The sequence below is a fragment of the Moritella sp. JT01 genome (genome assembly GCF_001574435.1).
GTDB lineage: Bacteria > Pseudomonadota > Gammaproteobacteria > Enterobacterales > Moritellaceae > Moritella.
The window spans coordinates 1-17,784 of record NZ_LOCN01000025.1 but is presented as its reverse complement, the minus strand read 5'-3'; the positions used below and the strand labels follow the sequence as shown (position 1 = coordinate 17,784).

At 40.8% G+C, this 17,784-nt stretch carries 20 protein-coding genes; 9 read left to right on the top strand and 11 right to left on the bottom strand.

Annotated features, from left to right (window positions below; genetic code table 11):
* Positions 1 to 355 precede the first annotated feature (355 nt).
* On the top strand, positions 356 to 898 hold the full coding sequence (locus AKG98_RS17820) for a gamma carbonic anhydrase family protein (RefSeq protein ID WP_067049065.1): 543 nt from the start codon (positions 356 to 358) through the stop codon (positions 896 to 898).
* 58 nt (positions 899 to 956) lie between these two features.
* Here the strand turns inward: AKG98_RS17820 and aroE are convergent, their stop codons facing one another.
* From aroE to AKG98_RS17785, 7 genes are all read right to left on the bottom strand, one after another.
* Positions 957 to 1,775 (bottom strand): shikimate dehydrogenase, encoded by an 819-nt coding sequence (aroE, locus tag AKG98_RS17815; protein ID WP_067049062.1) that lies wholly within the window; start codon positions 1,773 to 1,775, stop codon positions 957 to 959.
* A 98-nt stretch (positions 1,776 to 1,873) separates the two neighbouring features.
* Positions 1,874 to 2,461 carry an L-threonylcarbamoyladenylate synthase gene (locus AKG98_RS17810; protein WP_067049059.1) on the bottom strand — a complete coding sequence of 196 codons (588 nt, stop codon included), beginning with the start codon at positions 2,459 to 2,461 and terminating at the stop codon, positions 1,874 to 1,876.
* Between the two features lie 77 nt (positions 2,462 to 2,538).
* Positions 2,539 to 3,048 carry a 5-(carboxyamino)imidazole ribonucleotide mutase gene (purE, locus tag AKG98_RS17805; RefSeq protein WP_067049056.1) on the bottom strand — a complete coding sequence of 170 codons (510 nt, stop codon included), beginning with the start codon at positions 3,046 to 3,048 and terminating at the stop codon, positions 2,539 to 2,541.
* A gap of 61 nt (positions 3,049 to 3,109) precedes the next feature.
* On the bottom strand, positions 3,110 to 3,679 hold the full coding sequence (locus AKG98_RS17800; RefSeq protein ID WP_067049053.1) for a type I DNA topoisomerase: 570 nt from the start codon (positions 3,677 to 3,679) through the stop codon (positions 3,110 to 3,112).
* 106 nt (positions 3,680 to 3,785) lie between these two features.
* Positions 3,786 to 4,262, bottom strand: coding sequence for a DUF494 family protein (locus AKG98_RS17795; RefSeq protein ID WP_067049050.1), 477 nt, complete (start codon positions 4,260 to 4,262; stop codon positions 3,786 to 3,788).
* Entirely contained in the window at positions 4,262 to 5,368 is a 1,107-nt protein-coding gene (gene dprA, locus AKG98_RS17790) for a DNA-processing protein DprA (RefSeq protein ID WP_067049048.1), read from the bottom strand. The genes AKG98_RS17795 and dprA overlap by 1 nt, the downstream gene beginning before the upstream one ends.
* 8 nt (positions 5,369 to 5,376) lie before the next feature.
* Positions 5,377 to 6,468, bottom strand: coding sequence for a LysM peptidoglycan-binding domain-containing protein (locus tag AKG98_RS17785; protein ID WP_067049045.1), 1,092 nt, complete (start codon positions 6,466 to 6,468; stop codon positions 5,377 to 5,379).
* Between the two features lie 105 nt (positions 6,469 to 6,573).
* Here AKG98_RS17785 and def point away from each other — a divergent pair, with 105 nt between their 5' ends.
* From def to AKG98_RS17760, 5 genes are all read left to right on the top strand, one after another.
* Positions 6,574 to 7,077 (top strand): peptide deformylase, encoded by a 504-nt coding sequence (def, locus tag AKG98_RS17780; protein ID WP_067049042.1) that lies wholly within the window; start codon positions 6,574 to 6,576, stop codon positions 7,075 to 7,077.
* Between the two features lie 22 nt (positions 7,078 to 7,099).
* Complete coding sequence (gene fmt / locus AKG98_RS17775; RefSeq protein ID WP_067049039.1) at positions 7,100 to 8,053, top strand: methionyl-tRNA formyltransferase; 954 nt, start codon at positions 7,100 to 7,102, stop codon at positions 8,051 to 8,053.
* A 51-nt stretch (positions 8,054 to 8,104) separates the two neighbouring features.
* Entirely contained in the window at positions 8,105 to 9,400 is a 1,296-nt protein-coding gene (rsmB, locus tag AKG98_RS17770; protein WP_067049036.1) for a 16S rRNA (cytosine(967)-C(5))-methyltransferase RsmB, read from the top strand.
* 138 nt (positions 9,401 to 9,538) lie between these two features.
* Positions 9,539 to 10,915, top strand: a complete 1,377-nt coding sequence (trkA, locus tag AKG98_RS17765) for a Trk system potassium transporter TrkA (protein ID WP_067049033.1) — start codon at positions 9,539 to 9,541, stop codon at positions 10,913 to 10,915.
* A gap of 20 nt (positions 10,916 to 10,935) precedes the next feature.
* A complete protein-coding gene (locus AKG98_RS17760; protein ID WP_067049030.1) occupies positions 10,936 to 12,381 on the top strand; it encodes a TrkH family potassium uptake protein in 1,446 nt (481 codons plus the stop codon).
* Between the two features lie 20 nt (positions 12,382 to 12,401).
* Here the strand turns inward: AKG98_RS17760 and rmuC are convergent, their stop codons facing one another.
* Entirely contained in the window at positions 12,402 to 13,760 is a 1,359-nt protein-coding gene (rmuC, locus tag AKG98_RS17755; protein ID WP_083544010.1) for a DNA recombination protein RmuC, read from the bottom strand.
* Positions 13,761 to 13,768: 8 nt separating this feature from the next.
* A complete protein-coding gene (locus AKG98_RS17750) occupies positions 13,769 to 14,005 on the bottom strand; it encodes a hypothetical protein (protein WP_067049025.1) in 237 nt (78 codons plus the stop codon).
* A 339-nt stretch (positions 14,006 to 14,344) separates the two neighbouring features.
* Here AKG98_RS17750 and AKG98_RS17745 point away from each other — a divergent pair, with 339 nt between their 5' ends.
* Together AKG98_RS17745 and AKG98_RS17740 are read left to right on the top strand one after the other, a co-directional pair.
* Entirely contained in the window at positions 14,345 to 14,725 is a 381-nt protein-coding gene (locus tag AKG98_RS17745; RefSeq protein ID WP_067049022.1) for a TraR/DksA C4-type zinc finger protein, read from the top strand.
* A 151-nt stretch (positions 14,726 to 14,876) separates the two neighbouring features.
* Positions 14,877 to 15,386, top strand: a complete 510-nt coding sequence (locus AKG98_RS17740; RefSeq protein ID WP_067049019.1) for a CreA family protein — start codon at positions 14,877 to 14,879, stop codon at positions 15,384 to 15,386.
* Positions 15,387 to 15,450: 64 nt separating this feature from the next.
* Here AKG98_RS17740 and AKG98_RS17735 read toward each other — a convergent pair whose 3' ends face one another.
* Complete coding sequence (locus AKG98_RS17735; RefSeq protein WP_067049016.1) at positions 15,451 to 16,170, bottom strand: hypothetical protein; 720 nt, start codon at positions 16,168 to 16,170, stop codon at positions 15,451 to 15,453.
* Positions 16,171 to 16,335: 165 nt separating this feature from the next.
* On the bottom strand, positions 16,336 to 16,575 hold the full coding sequence (locus tag AKG98_RS17730; RefSeq protein WP_067049013.1) for a hypothetical protein: 240 nt from the start codon (positions 16,573 to 16,575) through the stop codon (positions 16,336 to 16,338).
* 265 nt (positions 16,576 to 16,840) lie between these two features.
* Here AKG98_RS17730 and AKG98_RS17725 point away from each other — a divergent pair, with 265 nt between their 5' ends.
* Positions 16,841 to 17,677 carry an HDOD domain-containing protein gene (locus tag AKG98_RS17725; RefSeq protein WP_228140347.1) on the top strand — a complete coding sequence of 279 codons (837 nt, stop codon included), beginning with the start codon at positions 16,841 to 16,843 and terminating at the stop codon, positions 17,675 to 17,677.
* Positions 17,678 to 17,784: the final 107 nt, after the last annotated feature.

Below are 17,784 nucleotides of genomic sequence, written 5' to 3'. Positions count from 1 at the left end.
ATTTGGTCATTATATCTCTGCAAGTGCTCACACAGATTGCTTGAATAAATTGTTAAAGAGCGTTGACCTTGACGCCTTGCGTCGTAGTCAGGCTGCGTATTCTACGCAAACCAAATTTGAAGTCAAGCACATATTGATGCTTTATTCAGGACGTTTAAAAAGTAACCGAAGTTAATTTTAAACACCTTACTGAGCGGCTGTTGCCGTGTCAGTGAGGCGCCATTATAGGGATTTAACGTTTACAGGCAAGTGATTTCTAAAAAAATAATATAGCGCTATCAAGCTTGGTTGTTTACTATGCTATTTGAGTATTTGACTAACATTAATAACTATAAATGACTATATAGGGACAACAATGAGCACTTCACTTCGAAAATACCAAGGGGTATCTCCACAATTAGCGAATTCAGCTTATGTTGATAAGTCAGCAGTCCTCATCGGGGATATAACTATAGACGAAGATGCCAGTATATGGCCACTCGTGGCAGCACGTGGTGATGTAAATAAAATCTTCATTGGTGCGCGTACAAATGTTCAAGATGGTTGCGTATTACATGTCACTCGTAAAAGTCCAGCAAACCCGCATGGTATCCCGCTTATTTTAGGTGAAGATGTGACTGTTGGCCATAAAGCACTGTTACATGCATGTACAGTTGGTAATCGCGTATTAATAGGCATGGGGGCGATAGTGCTTGATGGCGCTATAATTGAAGATGACGTCATGATTGGCGCTGGTACTTTAGTCCCACCAAGAAAAACATTAGCAAGTGGTTATCTTTATATCGGCAGTCCAGCGAAACAGGCAAGAAAATTAACGGATGATGAGATCGCGTTCTTGAAACTATCCGCTGATAACTACGTACTGCTAAAAAATGAGTATATAGAAGATAGCCAGTAATCCGATTCGAAATATAAAGTATCGCATACCCTCTAACTTAGCCTAGAGGGTAACAGGATTAATCTTGTTTAATCGTTTTTCTTAATGCTTCAAGTACTGGCGACATAGATGGGGTGATGCCTCGCCAAACTTTAAAACTTTCAGCCGCTTGCCCAACCAACATTCCTAGCCCATCAATAACAAGTTCAGCGCCTTGTTCCATCGCCCATAAATTGAATGCCGTAGCCTCCACTTTATACATCATGTCATAACAGATAGTTTGTTTATCAACTAAAGCTGGCGAGATTGCAGGAACTAAACCTGACAAACTTGCCGAGGTCGAGTTAATAATAAGATCAAAGCTACCACTTAACGCAGAAAAACTACATGCTGTAATATCGCCCTTATCATTAAATAACGTAGCTAACTGTTGCGCTTTCGCATCTGTACGATTAGCAATAACCAGTTCTTGTATGCCTTGTTCTAATAATGGACCAATTACGCCACGCGCAGCGCCTCCGGCACCCAATAATAAAATCCGCTTATTTACGAGGGTCGTATACTGCAATAAATCGTGTACCAGACCAAATCCATCCGTATTATCACCAATCACCCGACCATCGTCAGTAAGCACCAAGGTGTTCACAGCACCAGCAAGTTGCGCCCGCGGTGTTAATTCTTGAGCAAATGAAAATGCCTCTTCTTTAAAAGGGACTGTGATATTACAACCCTTTCCTCCCTGAGAAAAAAAATCATTCATCGCTATGGCAAAACCATTAATTGGGGCTTCAATGGCTTGATAACTGAGATCTTGTGCAGTTTGCTGAGCAAATAAGCGGTGGATCATAGGCGATTTACTGTGATTTATTGGATTACCAAATACGGCATAACGATCCATACTGCACAACTCCTGTAATGAGGTAGATAAAGGAAAGAAATTAGTAAACAACGACTTGAACATATCGATCAATAGAAGCTACCAGAATAAAATATTGATTAACGGTATATTTTACCCGTAATCGCATCTCTGATCGTTGTTGGTTGCGCAAGTTCGCCAACCGCTTCGTCAACAATCGCGCCAAGTAATGGCCCGAGTTGACCAGTAACCTCAATAGCAGTCACGCAAGGCGTAAGTCCCGTTAAGTTCGCACTTGTTGAGGTGATTGGACCACGAAAAGCAAGGCATAATGCCTGTACAGTCGGATGGGCAGAAACACGTACTGCAATACTATCAAACTGTCCTGTTAACCATTTAGGTACTTGTGATTTAGCTGGCATAACCCAAGTCACAGGACCAGGCCAGGTTTGATTAATGAGATCGATTTGCGCTGTAGACAATGCTGTTAAATCAACATAATCATTTAATTGCGCTAAATTGGCTGCAATTAAGATCAAACCTTTTTCAACCGGGCGTTGTTTAATGGTTAACAAGCATTGAACCGCTTTTTCATTCATTGGATCGCAACCCAAGCCAAATACAGCTTCAGTTGGATAAGCAATAACTTGCTGGTTCTGTAACGCAGTTACCGCGTTATTAATAGCTGTTGAATTATTCACAATAATATATCGATTATTAATAGTCATAAATAAAAATGGTAGCTTACGCTACCATTTCTTACTCTATAGCGACAGTTGTAAGCTTAGTTTCTTACCAATTACAGTTACAGCGCTTTTAATTTAGCTTGTAATGCTTCGTCTTTAGCAATAATGCTTGCTGCATTAGCTTGACGTTCAGCTTTCACTTTAGCCGCCATTTCTGGGTTACCAATTGCAAGCATTTGCGCGGCAAGATAACCTGCATTTTTAGCACCAGCACTTCCGATTGCCACACATGCAACAGGTACGCCACCAGGCATTTGCACTGTTGATAATAATGCATCCATACCTTGTAACGGACCTGCATCAATTGGCACACCAATGACAGGATGTGTAGTGATACCAGCAACCGCACCCGCTAAATGCGCAGCTAGACCAGCAGCACAAATAAATACAGCACAACCACGACTTTCAGCATCGGTCACATATTGATGTGTCGCTGCTGGCGTACGGTGAGCAGACGTTACTTTCACTTCGTACTGAATTTCAAATGACTTTAGTACATTCAGTGTCCCCTGCATGACAGGTAAGTCTGAATCTGAGCCCATTAATACTGCAACAAATGGTGTAGACATAATTATTCCCTTTCCGTATGAGTTATTTTTAATCGTTTAAATTAATCGATAGTGTTTGTCACTATTCTAATAAAGCACGCTTATAACCACAGCTTTTCTGCGGACAAATAAGTTGTTTTCCATTACTGGTTTTTTTTTCAACTAAAATTGCCCAATGACACTCAGGGCAAGTTTCTGAAATTGGTTTGAAATTAATAATGTATTTACACTTAGGATATTTATTACAAGAATAAAATATTTTTCCGAAACGTGATTTTTTCTGCATCAAATCACCCGACTTACACTGCGGACAACATATACCAGTTTCGTCAGGCGTTTCTGTTTTAGACATGTAATTGCAAGTGGGGAATTGGGTACAACCAATAAAAAAGCCATAACGGCCACGTTTCAATACGAGTTCATGCTGACACTCTGGGCATTCGGAACCAACCAACACTTTGTCATCTTCGAAATGTGATTGATTTGATAGCGGGCGTGAATACTCACAAGTAGGATAATTATTACAACCTAAAAAAGGCCCTGATTTGGCATTTTTAATACTTAACTCAGCACCGCATTGCGGGCACGTCTCGTACTCTTTTTCCAAGGCATGTTCATGAACTGTAAATAGTTTGTCGTTATCTTTAGACATTTGAACAATTTTTAAGTAAATAATTGATGGGCGGATATTAACAAAACTGACATATTATGCCAGTAATTAATACAGTTTTAATCGTTCAGTCACAGCATATCACGCTTTAATGCAGGTAATCATGTGCTTTATCCTGAACTAATTCTTCCATCTGCAAATATGCTTTTTCACCGTTTGGCACATTAAATAGCACCATTAAAATGACCCATTTAATGTCATCAAGATCTAGATCTAGATTCTCAAGTTCAATTAAACGTGCGATGGCCATTTCTCTGGTTTCAATGTTTAGCACATTAATATGCTCTAAAAATAATAGAAAACCACGGCATTCAGTGTTTATATAGAATTGCTCCGCTTCCGTATAAATCCGCATAGAACTCACACACGAAACTTGTAGATGAGTCTGAATCCCACCATTACGTAGCTCGACTAAGTTTTCAATCCATGTAATCGCTTTATGTATTTCAGTTTCAGCAAAACCAGCCTGAATTAACTCATCGAGTAAATTATCTCGATCAACTAAAAACTCAGATTCATTTTGTTCATAAAAGTTTTCGAAAAGATAAATAAGTATATCTAGCATTAGCCCCTCCGTTGCGATCTCACATAACCACCGGGCACAACACTCACCCAATTATCAAGTTCCAGTTCAATTAAACTCGTTAATACTTGGCTAACAGGTTGTTTGCTGTGCTCAGCAATAATATCTGCTGTCGTTACTTCATAACCGACACTATCTAAGATAATTTGATTTGGCAATGAAACAGTCTCGGGATCAGCGCTGAATAGGTCTGTTTGCTCAAAATTCGTACTTACATTTATATATGTGAGTTCATCGGTAATATCACTAATTTGAGTAATTAGTTTTGCCCCTTGTTGGATCAAATAATGACAACCTGCAGCCATCGGATTATCAATTGCGCCAGGCAGAGCAAAGACTTCACGGCCTTGTTCTACGGCATAACGAGCCGAAATTAATGACCCGCTGTTTAATGCTGCTTCAATGACCACAACACCAAGTGAGAGACCACTGACAATGCGATTACGACGGGGGAAGTGTTCCGGTCTCGCTTGTGTAAAAGGACTAAACTCAGAAACCAACGCCCCCTGTTCCCTAATCTGTTGCGCTAATTGCTGATGACGCTTAGGATAAATATTGGCTAACCCAGTACCTAAAACGGCAATAGTATGCCCTTTCGCTGCTAATACACTACGGTGACACTCACTATCGACACCAATCGCAAGACCACTGGTAACCACTAATCCTTCTTGCACTAACGCTGCTGCAAAGCTGTGTGCATGCCGCTTGCCATAATAACTTGGAGCTCGACTGCCAACCATAGCGATTTGTGGTTTCGATAATAACTCAACATTACCTTCTACATACAAAAGTAAGGGTGGAGAACCAATATTTTTTAATGTCAGTGGATAATCACTTGAGGTAATAGGGATAAGATAACGTTCAGATTGATCCGCAAGCCAATTTAAGGTGTTCTCAATAGCCTGCCAATCGGGGTTTAGAATGCTTTGTTGCTGTGCTGTATCCAAACCAAGTGATTGTAGATACAGTGCAGAACCAGAAAATAATCTAGTTAACGATGTTTTTTTCAATAACTTTAGCGCCCTACTACCACCTATTTTGGGGACGTCGTATAGCGCTAACCAATATTTATCTTGCTCATTAACCATTATTTATCTCATAAGTTGCTTACCTTATCATTCAGTTTAATCACTTGTGAGCTATGTGTAATAAGAGCAAGGCTGACTTTGTCGTAAACTTTGAACACCATCATTTCTCCGATCCGTTCATCTGGGAGCTGTAACTCATTTTTATCAGAAAAAAGTTTATCATATTGATTAACTTGATCGTCATAATTAAAGTCAAGGTCTTGTTCACGACGAATTATAGTCTTACCGCGTTTTAATACCGCAAAAACATCCCCTGCACCGACACTATCACGCCAACCTCGATTAATGATCACCACATCGTTTTTACCAATAACACTGTATTTTTCATCCGCAGCGACAATGACACCATCACTCGCTAATTGAAAATTACGCGGCTGAAAATATACCGGTAAGCGATCTTGCTCCGGCATAGGGAGTAATCGATCACCTTTACGCGCCTCTTTCGCACTTTTTAAAATTGATAATTTCGCTGGAATCGTTTCCGTTCCAGTATTCACAACGCGAGCAATGCCTATAAACTCCACTTCGTTACCTAATTTTTCATTAGTAACAGGGTCTATATAAATACGACCTCGGCGATAAATACCATACTGACCCGGTTTTAAAGAACTGGATGCAAAAATATTATGACCAACAATGAATGTCGTATTACCGTCATTATTGCCTAAGATCACTGGGGCATGTTTTAATTTTTCATCCGCTGCGACATAATCACGACTTAAAAAAGAATTAATCAATTTTAACGGTATAGTCGGTATTGCTCGACTGCCTTTTAATTCAGGTCGCGCTGTAGGAGAAACTTTTAAGATACGCTTGCGCATATGATTACGTACTAAGCGAGGTTGGCCATCAACAAAGATTAATTGTAGTTTATCGCCGGGATAGATAAGATGCGGATCATCTAAAGCAGGATTAGCATCCCATAATTGTGGCCACAGCCACGGGCTTTGCAAATATTGGCTCGAAATATCCCAAAGCGTATCACCTTCTTTGACGATGTATTCAGTGGGGTATTGGTTTTTTAAGTTTAAGCTATCAGCATGCGCTAAAAAGGGTAAAATAGCGGCTAAAGCAAAGATCAAACGACGTTTTATGGACATATCCTTTCCTAATTGTTGTTTGAACGCTTATATTTATAGTGATTATTGTGACGTTTTACGTCAAAATTAAGCGTTATTTGAATCCATTCAAAATAAGAAAGTACCATGGCTATATTAGAAGTTTTACATTTTCCTGATGATCGATTAAAAAAAATTGCTCAACCTGTGCAGGAAATCACACCAGCGACACAAATCATCATCGATGACATGCTCGAAACCATGTACACCGAAGAAGGTATTGGGTTAGCCGCTGTACAAGTCAATATTTTACAACGTATTGTCGTTATCGATGTGTCAGGAACACGCGATGAGCCTCTAATCCTTATCAATCCAGTGCTCACCAACAAATTCGGAGAGACGGGTATTGAAGAAGGCTGCCTATCGGTACCAGAATCACGCGCTTTTGTGCCACGCGCAGAAAGCGTAACCGTGACAGCATTAGACCGTGACGGTAATGAGTTTACACGAGAAGCCCATGATTTATTAGCCATTTGTTTACAGCACGAAGTGGATCACCTAAACGGTAAACTCTTTATTGACTACCTATCACCGCTAAAACAGCAAAGAATTCGGAAGAAGCTCGAAAAGCTAGCACGTCAAAATAAATAAGAATACAAAATAGGAATTAACCTTGACCAAACCATTACGTATTATTTTTGCCGGCACCCCTGATTTTGCCGCAAAACACCTCTCTGCATTACTAAATTCAGAGCATGAAGTGATCGCGGTATATAGCCAGCCAGATCGCCCCGCAGGTCGTGGGAAAAAATTAAAACCAAGTGACGTAAAACAACTCGCAGTTAGCCATGACATTCCTGTTTATCAGCCTGTTAGTTTACGTAATGAAGAAGCACAACAAGAATTGGCAACCCTAAACGCCGATTTGATGGTCGTGGTTGCTTACGGTTTGATCCTGCCTCAAGTAGCGTTAGATACACCGCGCTTAGGTTGTATCAATGTGCATGGTTCACTATTACCAAGATGGCGTGGAGCGGCACCAATCCAACGTGCAATCTGGGCCGGAGATGCTGAGACAGGCGTCACTATCATGCAAATGGATATCGGTTTAGATACGGGTGCCATGCTACACAAAGTAACTTGCCCAATCGCGGATGATGAAACCAGTGCCAGCTTATATGACAAACTTGCCGAGCTTGGCCCACAAGGTCTATTGGAAACATTAACGCAGATCAGTAACAATACCGCCGTTGCTGAAGTGCAAGATGATGAACAAGCAAACTACGCAGCTAAACTTAGCAAAGAAGAAGCAAACATCGATTGGACACAATCAGCGGTTGCTATCGAACGTCAAATCCGCGCGTTTAATCCTTGGCCTGTAAGTTACACACAAATTGCCGAACAAAATGTGAAAGTTTGGCAAGCAAATGCGAGTGAAGATGTGACGGACGCGCAGCCTGGCACGGTTCTAGCTGCAACAAAAAAAGGCATTCAAGTGGCAACAGGGTATGGCGTATTAACGTTATTAAACCTGCAACTTGCGGGCAAAAAAGCCATGCCAGTTCAAGACATACTAAATGCTCGTAAAGAGTGGTTTACTGTTGGTCAATTACTAAATTCTATTTAATACCTATGACCGCTTAATCGTATTAAGCGGTTTTACCTCGGATACATATATATGAAAACCAGAGCTAGCGCTGCAAAAGTACTTTACCAAGTTGTTGATAGAGGTCAGTCATTGACGACAGCCTTACCAATTGCTCAGCAATTATTACCAGCCAAGGATCGTGCTTTACTACAGGAGATCTGTTACGGCGTATTGCGCTGGTTGCCACGTCTTGAATTTATTAGTCGCCAACTAATGAGCAAACCATTAACGGGTAAACAAAGACCCGTACATTTCTTAATTCTGGTTGGCTTATATCAATTAAAATTCATGCGTATTCCAGCACATGCTGCAGTAGCTGAAACCGTAAACGCGATTAAGGTATTAAAATCACCTAAACTCAGTGGTCTGGTGAACGCTATTTTACGTAATTACCAACGCCAACAAGATGATCTAGAAAATCAAGCCGACGGTAATGACGCGTGTAAATTCGGTCACCCCGGCTGGTTAATCAAACGCATTAAAGCCGCTTATCCAGAGCAATGGCAAGATGTATTAATGGCTAACAATGAACGACCACCAATGTGGATCCGTGTTAATCAACAGCATAATACCCAAGCTGACTATCAAGCATTATTAGCCGCTGACGACATCGTTGCTGAAATAGTAGATAGTGCCGATTCAGCATTACGTTTAGAGAAGCCGACTGATGTTTACAAACTAGCTGGTTTTGCAGAAGGTCATAGCTCTGTACAAGATGGCGCAGCACAATTTGCAGCGCAATTCTTAGACGCACAACCAGGCGAATTGATTCTTGATGCCTGTGCAGCTCCAGGTGGCAAAACTGCACATATTTTAGAACGTCAGCCTGCATTAAAACACCTCGTTGCAGTTGATTTTGATGCAACCCGTTTAAGTCGAGTACAAGAAAACTTAACCCGTATGCAGTTAGAAGCAGAGCTTATCCACGGCGATGCGAGTAAGCCTAAAGATTGGTGGCAGGGTGATAAGTTTGATCGCATTTTATTAGATGCACCTTGTAGTGCAACCGGCGTTATTCGTCGTCATCCAGATATAAAATGGTTACGTCGTGATAGCGACATTGCACCATTAGTCCAATTACAATCTGAAATTTTAGATGCCATGTGGCAGCAACTTAAACCAGGCGGCACATTATTATATGCTACCTGCTCTATTCTACCGGCAGAAAACAGCGAACAAATCAGTTCATTTGTTGCTCGAACTCCGGATGCAACGCTGATCCCATTAACAACCAACAGCGACAATCAAGCATCAAGCTGGCAGATCCTACCCAATACCCAAGGTATGGATGGCTTCTTCTACGCGAAGTTACAAAAAAAAGCATAACTGAATAGTCTCTATAGCCAATTGATGAATTAGTATCATTTGGCTATAAACTATTGGCGTTATTCAACTTTAGCTTAAATAAGCGTAGAATAGTATTATCAAAACAGATCACGAAAATTTTATTTGGTGCGAGGTTAAATGAAAATTATCATTATCGGTGCAGGCCAGGTCGGCGGCACGCTGGCTGAAAACTTAGTGGGTGAAAATAATGACATTACTATTATCGACCGCGATGTCGACAGCTTAAGAAACTTACAAGATAAATTTGACCTGCGCGTTGTTGAAGGCCACGGCGCCAATCCAGACGTACTACGTGAAGCCGGCGCGCAAGATGCAGATATGTTGGTGGCGGTGACCAACAATGATGAAACCAATATGATCGCTTGTCAGATCGCTTACACCATGTTCAATACCCCAAATAAAATCGCTCGGATCAGAAATGAATCCTATCTCAATAACAAAGAAATCCTGTTTAATAATGGCGCTATTGCAGTGGACCATTTGATCGCACCCGAGCAGCTAGTGACCGACTATATTAAACGCCTCATCGATTATCCGGGGGCATTACAGGTCGTTCACTTTGCCAATAACAAAGTGGGTCTCGTGGCAGTAAAAGCCTATTATGGCGGTCCATTAGTCGGTAATGCGTTAGCGGCATTACGTGAACATATGCCTAATGTGGAAGCCCGCGTTGCTGCGATCTTCCGCCAAGGAAAACCGATCCGACCACTGGGTACAACGATTATTGAAGCCGATGACGAAGTATTTTTTGTTTCTGCAAGTAATAATATTCGCGCCGTGATGAGTGAATTGCAAAAACTGGAAAAACCGTATCGCCGTATTATTATTGCCGGGGGTGGTAATATTGGCGCGGCATTAGCGGGTCGTTTAGAACGTGATTACTCAGTCAAATTGATTGAGCGTAATATCACCCGAGCCGAAAAACTATCAGAAATGCTTAATAATACCATCGTATTCTGCGGTGATGCCTCCGATCAAGAGCTGCTTAGTGAAGAACACATAGACCAAACAGACGTATTTATCGCGGTCACCAATGATGACGAAGCCAATATCATGTCTGCCATGTTAGCCAAACGGATGGGCGCGAAAAAAGCCATGGTGCTGATCCAGCGTGGTGCTTATGTTGATCTGGTGCAGGGCGGCACTATCGATATTGCCATTTCACCACAACAGGCCACGATCTCAGCGTTATTAACGCATGTTCGTCGTGCTGATATCGCCAATGTCTACTCATTGCGCCGTGGTGCCGCTGAGGCGATTGAAGCGATAGCTCATGGTGATAAATTAACATCGCGCGTTGTCGGTCGGTCTGTGGGAAGTTTAAAACTACCTACAGGTACCACCATTGGTGCAATTGTACGTAATGACGCAGTCATAATTGCGCATGATAACACCGTGATTGAACAAGATGATCACGTGGTTATGTTCCTGGTTGATAAAAAGTTCATCCCTGATGTAGAGAAACTTTTTCAACCCAGTCCATTTTTCTTATAACATACAAAGAAACTTGTTTCATGGTTAACTTCAAACCCGTATTGTTCATGGCAAGTGTGGTGTTACGCGCGCTTGCTTTATTTATGATTGCACCTTTGGTACTGGCTTTGTCTACCGATGGCCATGGCGCGCCCGAATTTTTCAAATCCATTATTATCACCACCATCGCATCCGGTCTATTCTGGCATAAAGGCCGCTCGAAAATTTTCCGTCTGGGTATACGTGAAATGTTTTTACTGACCACGTGTGTGTGGATAATTGCCTCCGCATTTGCCGCCTTGCCGCTCATGTTGATCCAACATATTAGCTATACCGATGCCTATTTCGAAACCATGTCAGGTATCACCACCACAGGTTCAACCGTATTATCTAATTTAGATACGACAGCTCACAGTGTATTGTTATGGCGTTCAATTTTACAGTGGTTAGGTGGCGTCGGTTTTGTGGTCATGGGCGTGGCTGTATTACCTTACTTAAACGTCGGTGGTATGCGTTTATTCCAAACCGAATCATCGGATTGGTCTGATAAAAACACCACCAAAACCCAACATACTGCAGCTTACGTAATGTACGTCTATTTAAGCTTAACCGTGCTGTGCTATTTTGGTTACTTAGCTGCAGGCATGACGAGCTTTGAAGCAGTCAATCATGCCATGACAACACTATCGACAGGCGGGTACTCGACCTCCGACCAATCCATGGCTCACTTCTCAAACGCAGCGCAGTGGAACGGCAGCTTCTTTATGTTTTTAGGCGGGTTACCGTTTTTACTCCTGATTAATGCCATTCATCGCCGAGATCTCAAAATACTCATCAATGACGCACAGATCATCGGATTCAGTAAACTCGTGCTGATAATGACAACCATTATGTCACTATACCTGTGGCAAAAAGATGTTTTTGAACTGACTGATGCAATTAGAATCAGTATGTTTAATATCATATCGGTGGTCACAACAACCGGATATGGCTTAACGGACTTCGGTACTTGGGGTGAGTTTACGACCGTCCTTTTTGCAGGTTTGATGTTTACCGGCGCTTGTTCTGGCTCAACATCTGGTGGGATAAAAATATTTCGATTTCAAATCGCCTTCACCTTATTCCGTAAGCAGATGTCCCAATTAGTCCATCCATCAGGTGTATTTAGACAGCACTACAATGGACGTAATGTAAATGATGTTATTGTACGATCTGTGGTTGCTTTTGGTAGTGCATTTATTGCTACAGTTTCGATACTGGCAGCCATACTTAGCATAATAGGTTTAGACCCGATCACCAGTATTACCGGTGCAATTACCGCAGTGGCCAATGTGGGTCCAGGACTAGGCCCAGTCATTGGCCCATCAGGTAACTTTGCTAGTTTACCTGATACCGCAAAATGGGCGCTTAGCTTAGGTATGTTGATGGGGCGATTAGAGATCATGACAGTATTAGTGCTCGTGACCCCTGCATTTTGGAAAGGTTAAAATATAAGAGTGCTAACTGATTATTCTAATAAGTTAGCACTACTCTTCTCAATTAAATCAACAGGTAATGGTTTTTTAACTTCGACGCCAAGATCAACAAACTGCTGCGCTTGTTTAATTAAATTACCCTTACCTGTACTTAAACGTTTCATCGCTGAATCATAACTATCTTGTGCTTTGTCTAACGCGGTTCCCATGTCTTGCATATCATGACTAAATAAACGCAGCTTTTCATAGATCCTACCGGCACGTTCTGCTATTAATTGTGCATTCTGATTCTGACGTTCGTAACGCCATAAATTATCAATAGTACGCAATGCAACTAACAAATTGGTTGGACTCACTAACATGATGTTATTATCCAATGCATACTTCATTAGACTTGGGTCAGCTTCTAATGCCGCTATAAATGCCGGTTCTACCGCCACAAACATCAGTACATAATCTAAGGTTTTTAAGCCTTGTAACAAGTGATAATCTTTACGCCCAAGCTCACGAATATGCCCACGAATAGAGGTTATATGCTCTTGTAATGCTTGTTTACGTGTCACTTCATCTTCTGCATTAAAGTAACGCTCGTAGGCCGTTAATGACACCTTAGAATCAACCACAACATCTTTATCTTGTGGCAAATGAACAATCACATCAGGCTGAAAGCGTTTGCCATGTTCATTATTCAAGCTTACCTGAACATCATATTCATGCCCTTCACGTAAACCAGATTCAGATAAGATCCGCGCTAAAATAACTTCGCCCCAATTACCTTGCTGTTTGTTGTCCCCTTTCAGCGCTTTAGTTAAATTAGCCGTTTCGCTCGACATCAATTGATAAACTTGCTGTAAGCGAGCAATCTCAGACTGTAAGCTGTGACGCTCTTTCGCTTCGTTAGAGTAAACATCTTGTACTTGCTGTTTGAATCCTTCAAGTTGCGTTTTTAATGGCGCTAAAAGTAATTCCACACTAGACTTGTTTAGTTCTTTGAAATTGTCAGCTTTACTATCAAAAATTTTATTTGCGAGGTTTTCGAATTGCTGTTGTAAACGTTGTTCAGACTGTGCTTGCAGTACCAATTTTTCTTCGTTGGCTTGGCGTTCAGCCTGCAAACGAATATCACTTTCACGTAATCGTGACATTAATTTAATTAACTGATTGTTTTGCGATTCTAATTTTAATTTATTAGCATCATGCGTTTGCTGCAATTGGTCATGCGTATAGTTAACGTTATCTAATTGTTGTTCTAATAACTCAACTTCATGATTTAAAGTTTGCATCGATAAGTTGGCTTGCTGAGTTTTGCGAATTGAAACGCAGCCAAAAATAATAGCGATACAGGTAACAACAATATACGGAAATATGGAAAACAGAGAATCAAAAGTCATAAGATACATTAACTACGAAAAAAAGAGCTGTGTGCCAAGGCGCGATCAAAATAAAACCATACTGCCAGGCAGCCAAGATAAATAAAAAAAATGATCCATTTATGATAATTAACACCGCTGTCAATGATCGCAAATGGTATATCACCAATCACACTGTATAACCAAAGAGTGAGCGGAAAGAATGCGAAAACCAAAAGTTTCCAGATGACCTTTAACGTCGGACGGTGTACGGTTATCGCTTTCATTAACATAATCCTTAAACATAGTCCTTAAATGTGTTATTAAATAATAAGAGTTAACCATAGTCTTAAATATCAGCGTAAACAATATTTAAAAGAGATGATGATGTTAGCCTAACCTGCTCAAGATTAAAACTAATCCGTTGAGGTTAATCATAATCAGTGCACATTTCATAAAAATAATACGGATTAATGCCTTATTCCCCTTGAAACGAGAAAAAATACCCCAATTTGTAATTTTCAGTTATTTTTTGTCAAAATAGGGTTAATCACTCTATATTACGGACAATTAAAATGTCTATTATGCTAATTAATTATAATCAGAATACGAAATAGGTAATATATATGAGCGATTTTATGAATGAAGGCCAAGTAGCCTATTTCAAAGAAAGACTAGAAACAGAGCAACAAGAGATTTTATCTCGAATTGAAAGCCAATCCACTGACGTCGTGCTCACTGATAGCAATGAAATGGCTGACGAGATTGATCGTGCGGCAATGGAAGAAGCGCATCGTCTTGAATTAAACCGTATTCAGCACGATAAACTACACATCAAAAAAATCATCAAAGCACTGCGTCGTATCGACAGTGGCGATTATGGTTATTGTGATAGCTGTGGTGACGAAATATCGATTAAACGCTTACAAGCACGTCCTGAATCACGCCTATGCTTAGAGTGTCAGTCAACGAAAGAATTTACTGACCACAGCTTATACCGCCGCTAATCCTAAGCCCAATCGAATAGCAACTCTGGTCGTTATCAATAAAATGATCACAGATGGAAAGCAATGACAAACCGACGTTATTGCTTTCCTCATTTATCGTTCCGTATTAATCTGTAATCTCTTTCACCCAAACCGCCATAGGAATACAGCGATGTTAAAGCCATTGTCAGTCAATTTTAAAAGAATCAGTTTATTGTCACTACTTGTCACCAGTGTTGCATTAAGCGGTTGTAGTGATGATGAATCAGGTAAAATTAGTCTGGGTTTATTCACCACTAAAGATATTAAAATCAACACATTCGTAGATCCAAAGATACCAGGCGTCACTTGCCATGTGAGCCATATTGAAGCTGATTTGGATTTTTCTGATCCGTCAGATATGGGGATCGCATGTCGCCAAACAGGTGAAATCACAGCGGCTATGCTAGCAACGGTTGATACCTCAAAAAGCGGGGAGGTGATCTTTAAGCAATCGAAGAGCATCTTATTTAAATCACTCAAGATCCGTCGTATTTATGATGCTGATAGCCAAAGTCTATTGTATGTGTCGTACTCGACAAAAGAAATTAATGGTAGCTACAAACATTCATTATCCACTGTACCACTGTGGGCAACCAAAGCGTGGCAGCAGCCAGCGACTCTTGAATCACAACCAAATTGAAAACAATAAAGCCACTGTTGTCAGTGGCTTTATCTTTACTCGTCAATCGGATAATGTGCTAAGGCTAAAATGCAGTTATAACGCCCATCCCGATCACTTCAGAAAAGAGCAACAATACCGTTGTCAGCGACACTAAATTAGGTGTGTACTCTTGTTTTGTATAGAGCGGAATAGTCCAAATAGCTAACGCCAATAATAAAATAACAGCGCGGTAAATGACAAATTCTTGGATCACCGTCATCTGACTTGAATCGGCATTAAGTCCTGCAACAATCAATAACCCAAGCATCAGTAATACACTACTCGCGATACCAACAACGGGTAAAATAACATTAAATGCTTGTAATCGATGTTTTGCACGTAATAAGATCACATGTGCAAATACAGCACCAAGTAACACGGCTTCTAATAGTAATAGCGGCTGCTTTTGCTGCCACAGTACTAATAACCCTGTAATAACCGCCAGTGCAATCGGTAAACGTAACCAACTACTTGGAATCGCGCGTTTACCTTCTAAACGAGACTGAATTAAGTTTTGCATTATACCGATAAATACCGCAATACCGCCAACAATCAAAGTCGGCGCTGTCGCATACTCTTCAATGCCTGTCATTAACCCAAGCGCTAATACAGCCCAAATTGAGATCATATTTTCGGTAATACGTTTACGCTGGCCAGGACACACGTCGCCTTTTACTAATACTAATGCTAAGAAACAAGCTGCCGCAATTGGCATCATTACAATGATCGGATAAATTTGTTGGTAGAAACTGATTTCAGTCACGCGACAACCCTTAGTTAATACTAGATTCAGGTAAGTTAGGTGCGAGAGTATATCAGTGTCATCTCAAGGTGGTAATCAATAATTAAATGAAAATGCTATTTTGCGAAGATAATAAAACAAGACAAAAAAAGCCCATCACTAAAGAATGGGCTTTACCTGTTTATTTTAGACTTTGTTACCATGTTCTTGCTCTGAAATTAATGGTTCAACACCTAATATACGAGAGAGTAGATCGACTTCATTCAAACTCTCATCACTCAGTTGTACATTCACTAACAGTGATTCAAATCGACTTTGTTGTAATATTTCCGAAATTCCCGTCATACCACCGGCTGTTTTCAACAACGATGAAATAACCGTATTAGACCCGGTTTCCCTTTTTTCTATATCGAGTTTCCCATCCATAACTCCCCCTCATAGCTCCCTAACTATCCCTGATTTCTATCCCTTAGAAATATCTTCCAGTCATATAAAACCACATTCACTTACTCAGGGAAATAACCAAAGAGTGAGTTTGAGAGGTAAAACGGATAAATGACCAAGTGTCCTATCAGGACTGAAAATAAATGTGAACTCTGCGCTAATAAAATATATTATATTCATTCTTTAGCATTAACTTGATTCTAATCATCGCTATATATCCAAAATCACAATGACAGGGAGTCACAGTGTGAACGTCGAATATTTATTCTCGAAACTGAAACAACCACCCGTTATACCGCAATTATTACAAGAAATGATGAACAGCTTTAACCACACAAATATTAGTCTCGATAAAATAGCGCGCAGAATTGCCATGGATCCAGTGATCACTGCAAAAGTATTAAAGATGGCAAACTCTGCCGCTTATTCTCGCGGTCAGCATGTGGAATCAATAGAACAAGCGGCAATAAAACTCGGCCTGAATAAATTACGTTCATTAGTCATCGCCAGCAGCCTAGCGAATAATTTTAAGCGTGAAAATAATTTTGATATCTGTGAATTTTGGCGTAATTCTTTTCAAGTCGCGCAAATAGCCAAAGCCATCGCTAGCCAAACCCACCTAGATCCAGAAATCGTTTTTACGTGTAGTTTAATGCATAACATTGGGGAGTTACTGATTCAGAGTGCATTACCAGAAGAAGCGAGTCTAATCGCTCTCAGTCAAGCACAGGGACAAAGCCGTATTGAAGCCCAACACGCAATTCTCAGTTTTGACTTTACTGACGTGGGCCTTGAGCTCGCAAGACAGTGGAATTTTACTGATACCTTTGCAAATGCAATACACCAACAACTCGATCCTCTCTCATGTGAGAAAATTTCAAATGAAGCAGTGCTTATTCGCCTTGCCGTATTTGTTAATTTTGCGATGAATGCAGGTGTGCCAGCACCGATGATCATACACCGCTTTCCACAAGCGCTTGCGCAACATTTAAATATCGACCCAGAAGTGTTACTTACGCTACTCCAAGCAGTACAGCAACAAGGTAACGAATTGACAGAATTATTAATGCAGGACGTAGTGTAGAGAGTCAGAAACGAAAAAAGCCTGCTCAATGAGCAGGCTTTTCGAATAGTGGTCGGTGATAGAGGATTCGAACCTCTGACCCCCTGGTCCCAAACCAGGTGCGCTAC

Bases quoted from the DNA above. Each gene is read 5' to 3' on its own strand.
- AKG98_RS17820 (WP_067049065.1), top strand. From the start codon at position 356: ATGAGCACTTCACTTCGAAAATACCAAGGGGTATCTCCACAATTAGCG.
- aroE (WP_067049062.1), bottom strand. From the start codon at position 1,775: ATGGATCGTTATGCCGTATTTGGTAATCCAATAAATCACAGTAAATCG.
- AKG98_RS17810 (WP_067049059.1), bottom strand. From the start codon at position 2,461: ATGACTATTAATAATCGATATATTATTGTGAATAATTCAACAGCTATT.
- purE (WP_067049056.1), bottom strand. From the start codon at position 3,048: ATGTCTACACCATTTGTTGCAGTATTAATGGGCTCAGATTCAGACTTA.
- AKG98_RS17800 (WP_067049053.1), bottom strand. From the start codon at position 3,679: ATGTCTAAAGATAACGACAAACTATTTACAGTTCATGAACATGCCTTG.
- AKG98_RS17795 (WP_067049050.1), bottom strand. From the start codon at position 4,262: ATGCTAGATATACTTATTTATCTTTTCGAAAACTTTTATGAACAAAAT.
- dprA (WP_067049048.1), bottom strand. From the start codon at position 5,368: ATGGTTAATGAGCAAGATAAATATTGGTTAGCGCTATACGACGTCCCC.
- AKG98_RS17785 (WP_067049045.1), bottom strand. From the start codon at position 6,468: ATGTCCATAAAACGTCGTTTGATCTTTGCTTTAGCCGCTATTTTACCC.
- def (WP_067049042.1), top strand. From the start codon at position 6,574: ATGGCTATATTAGAAGTTTTACATTTTCCTGATGATCGATTAAAAAAA.
- rsmB (WP_067049036.1), top strand. From the start codon at position 8,105: ATGAAAACCAGAGCTAGCGCTGCAAAAGTACTTTACCAAGTTGTTGAT.
- trkA (WP_067049033.1), top strand. From the start codon at position 9,539: ATGAAAATTATCATTATCGGTGCAGGCCAGGTCGGCGGCACGCTGGCT.
- AKG98_RS17760 (WP_067049030.1), top strand. From the start codon at position 10,936: ATGGTTAACTTCAAACCCGTATTGTTCATGGCAAGTGTGGTGTTACGC.
- rmuC (WP_083544010.1), bottom strand. From the start codon at position 13,760: ATGACTTTTGATTCTCTGTTTTCCATATTTCCGTATATTGTTGTTACC.
- AKG98_RS17750 (WP_067049025.1), bottom strand. From the start codon at position 14,005: ATGAAAGCGATAACCGTACACCGTCCGACGTTAAAGGTCATCTGGAAA.
- AKG98_RS17745 (WP_067049022.1), top strand. From the start codon at position 14,345: ATGAGCGATTTTATGAATGAAGGCCAAGTAGCCTATTTCAAAGAAAGA.
- AKG98_RS17740 (WP_067049019.1), top strand. From the start codon at position 14,877: ATGTTAAAGCCATTGTCAGTCAATTTTAAAAGAATCAGTTTATTGTCA.
- AKG98_RS17730 (WP_067049013.1), bottom strand. From the start codon at position 16,575: ATGGATGGGAAACTCGATATAGAAAAAAGGGAAACCGGGTCTAATACG.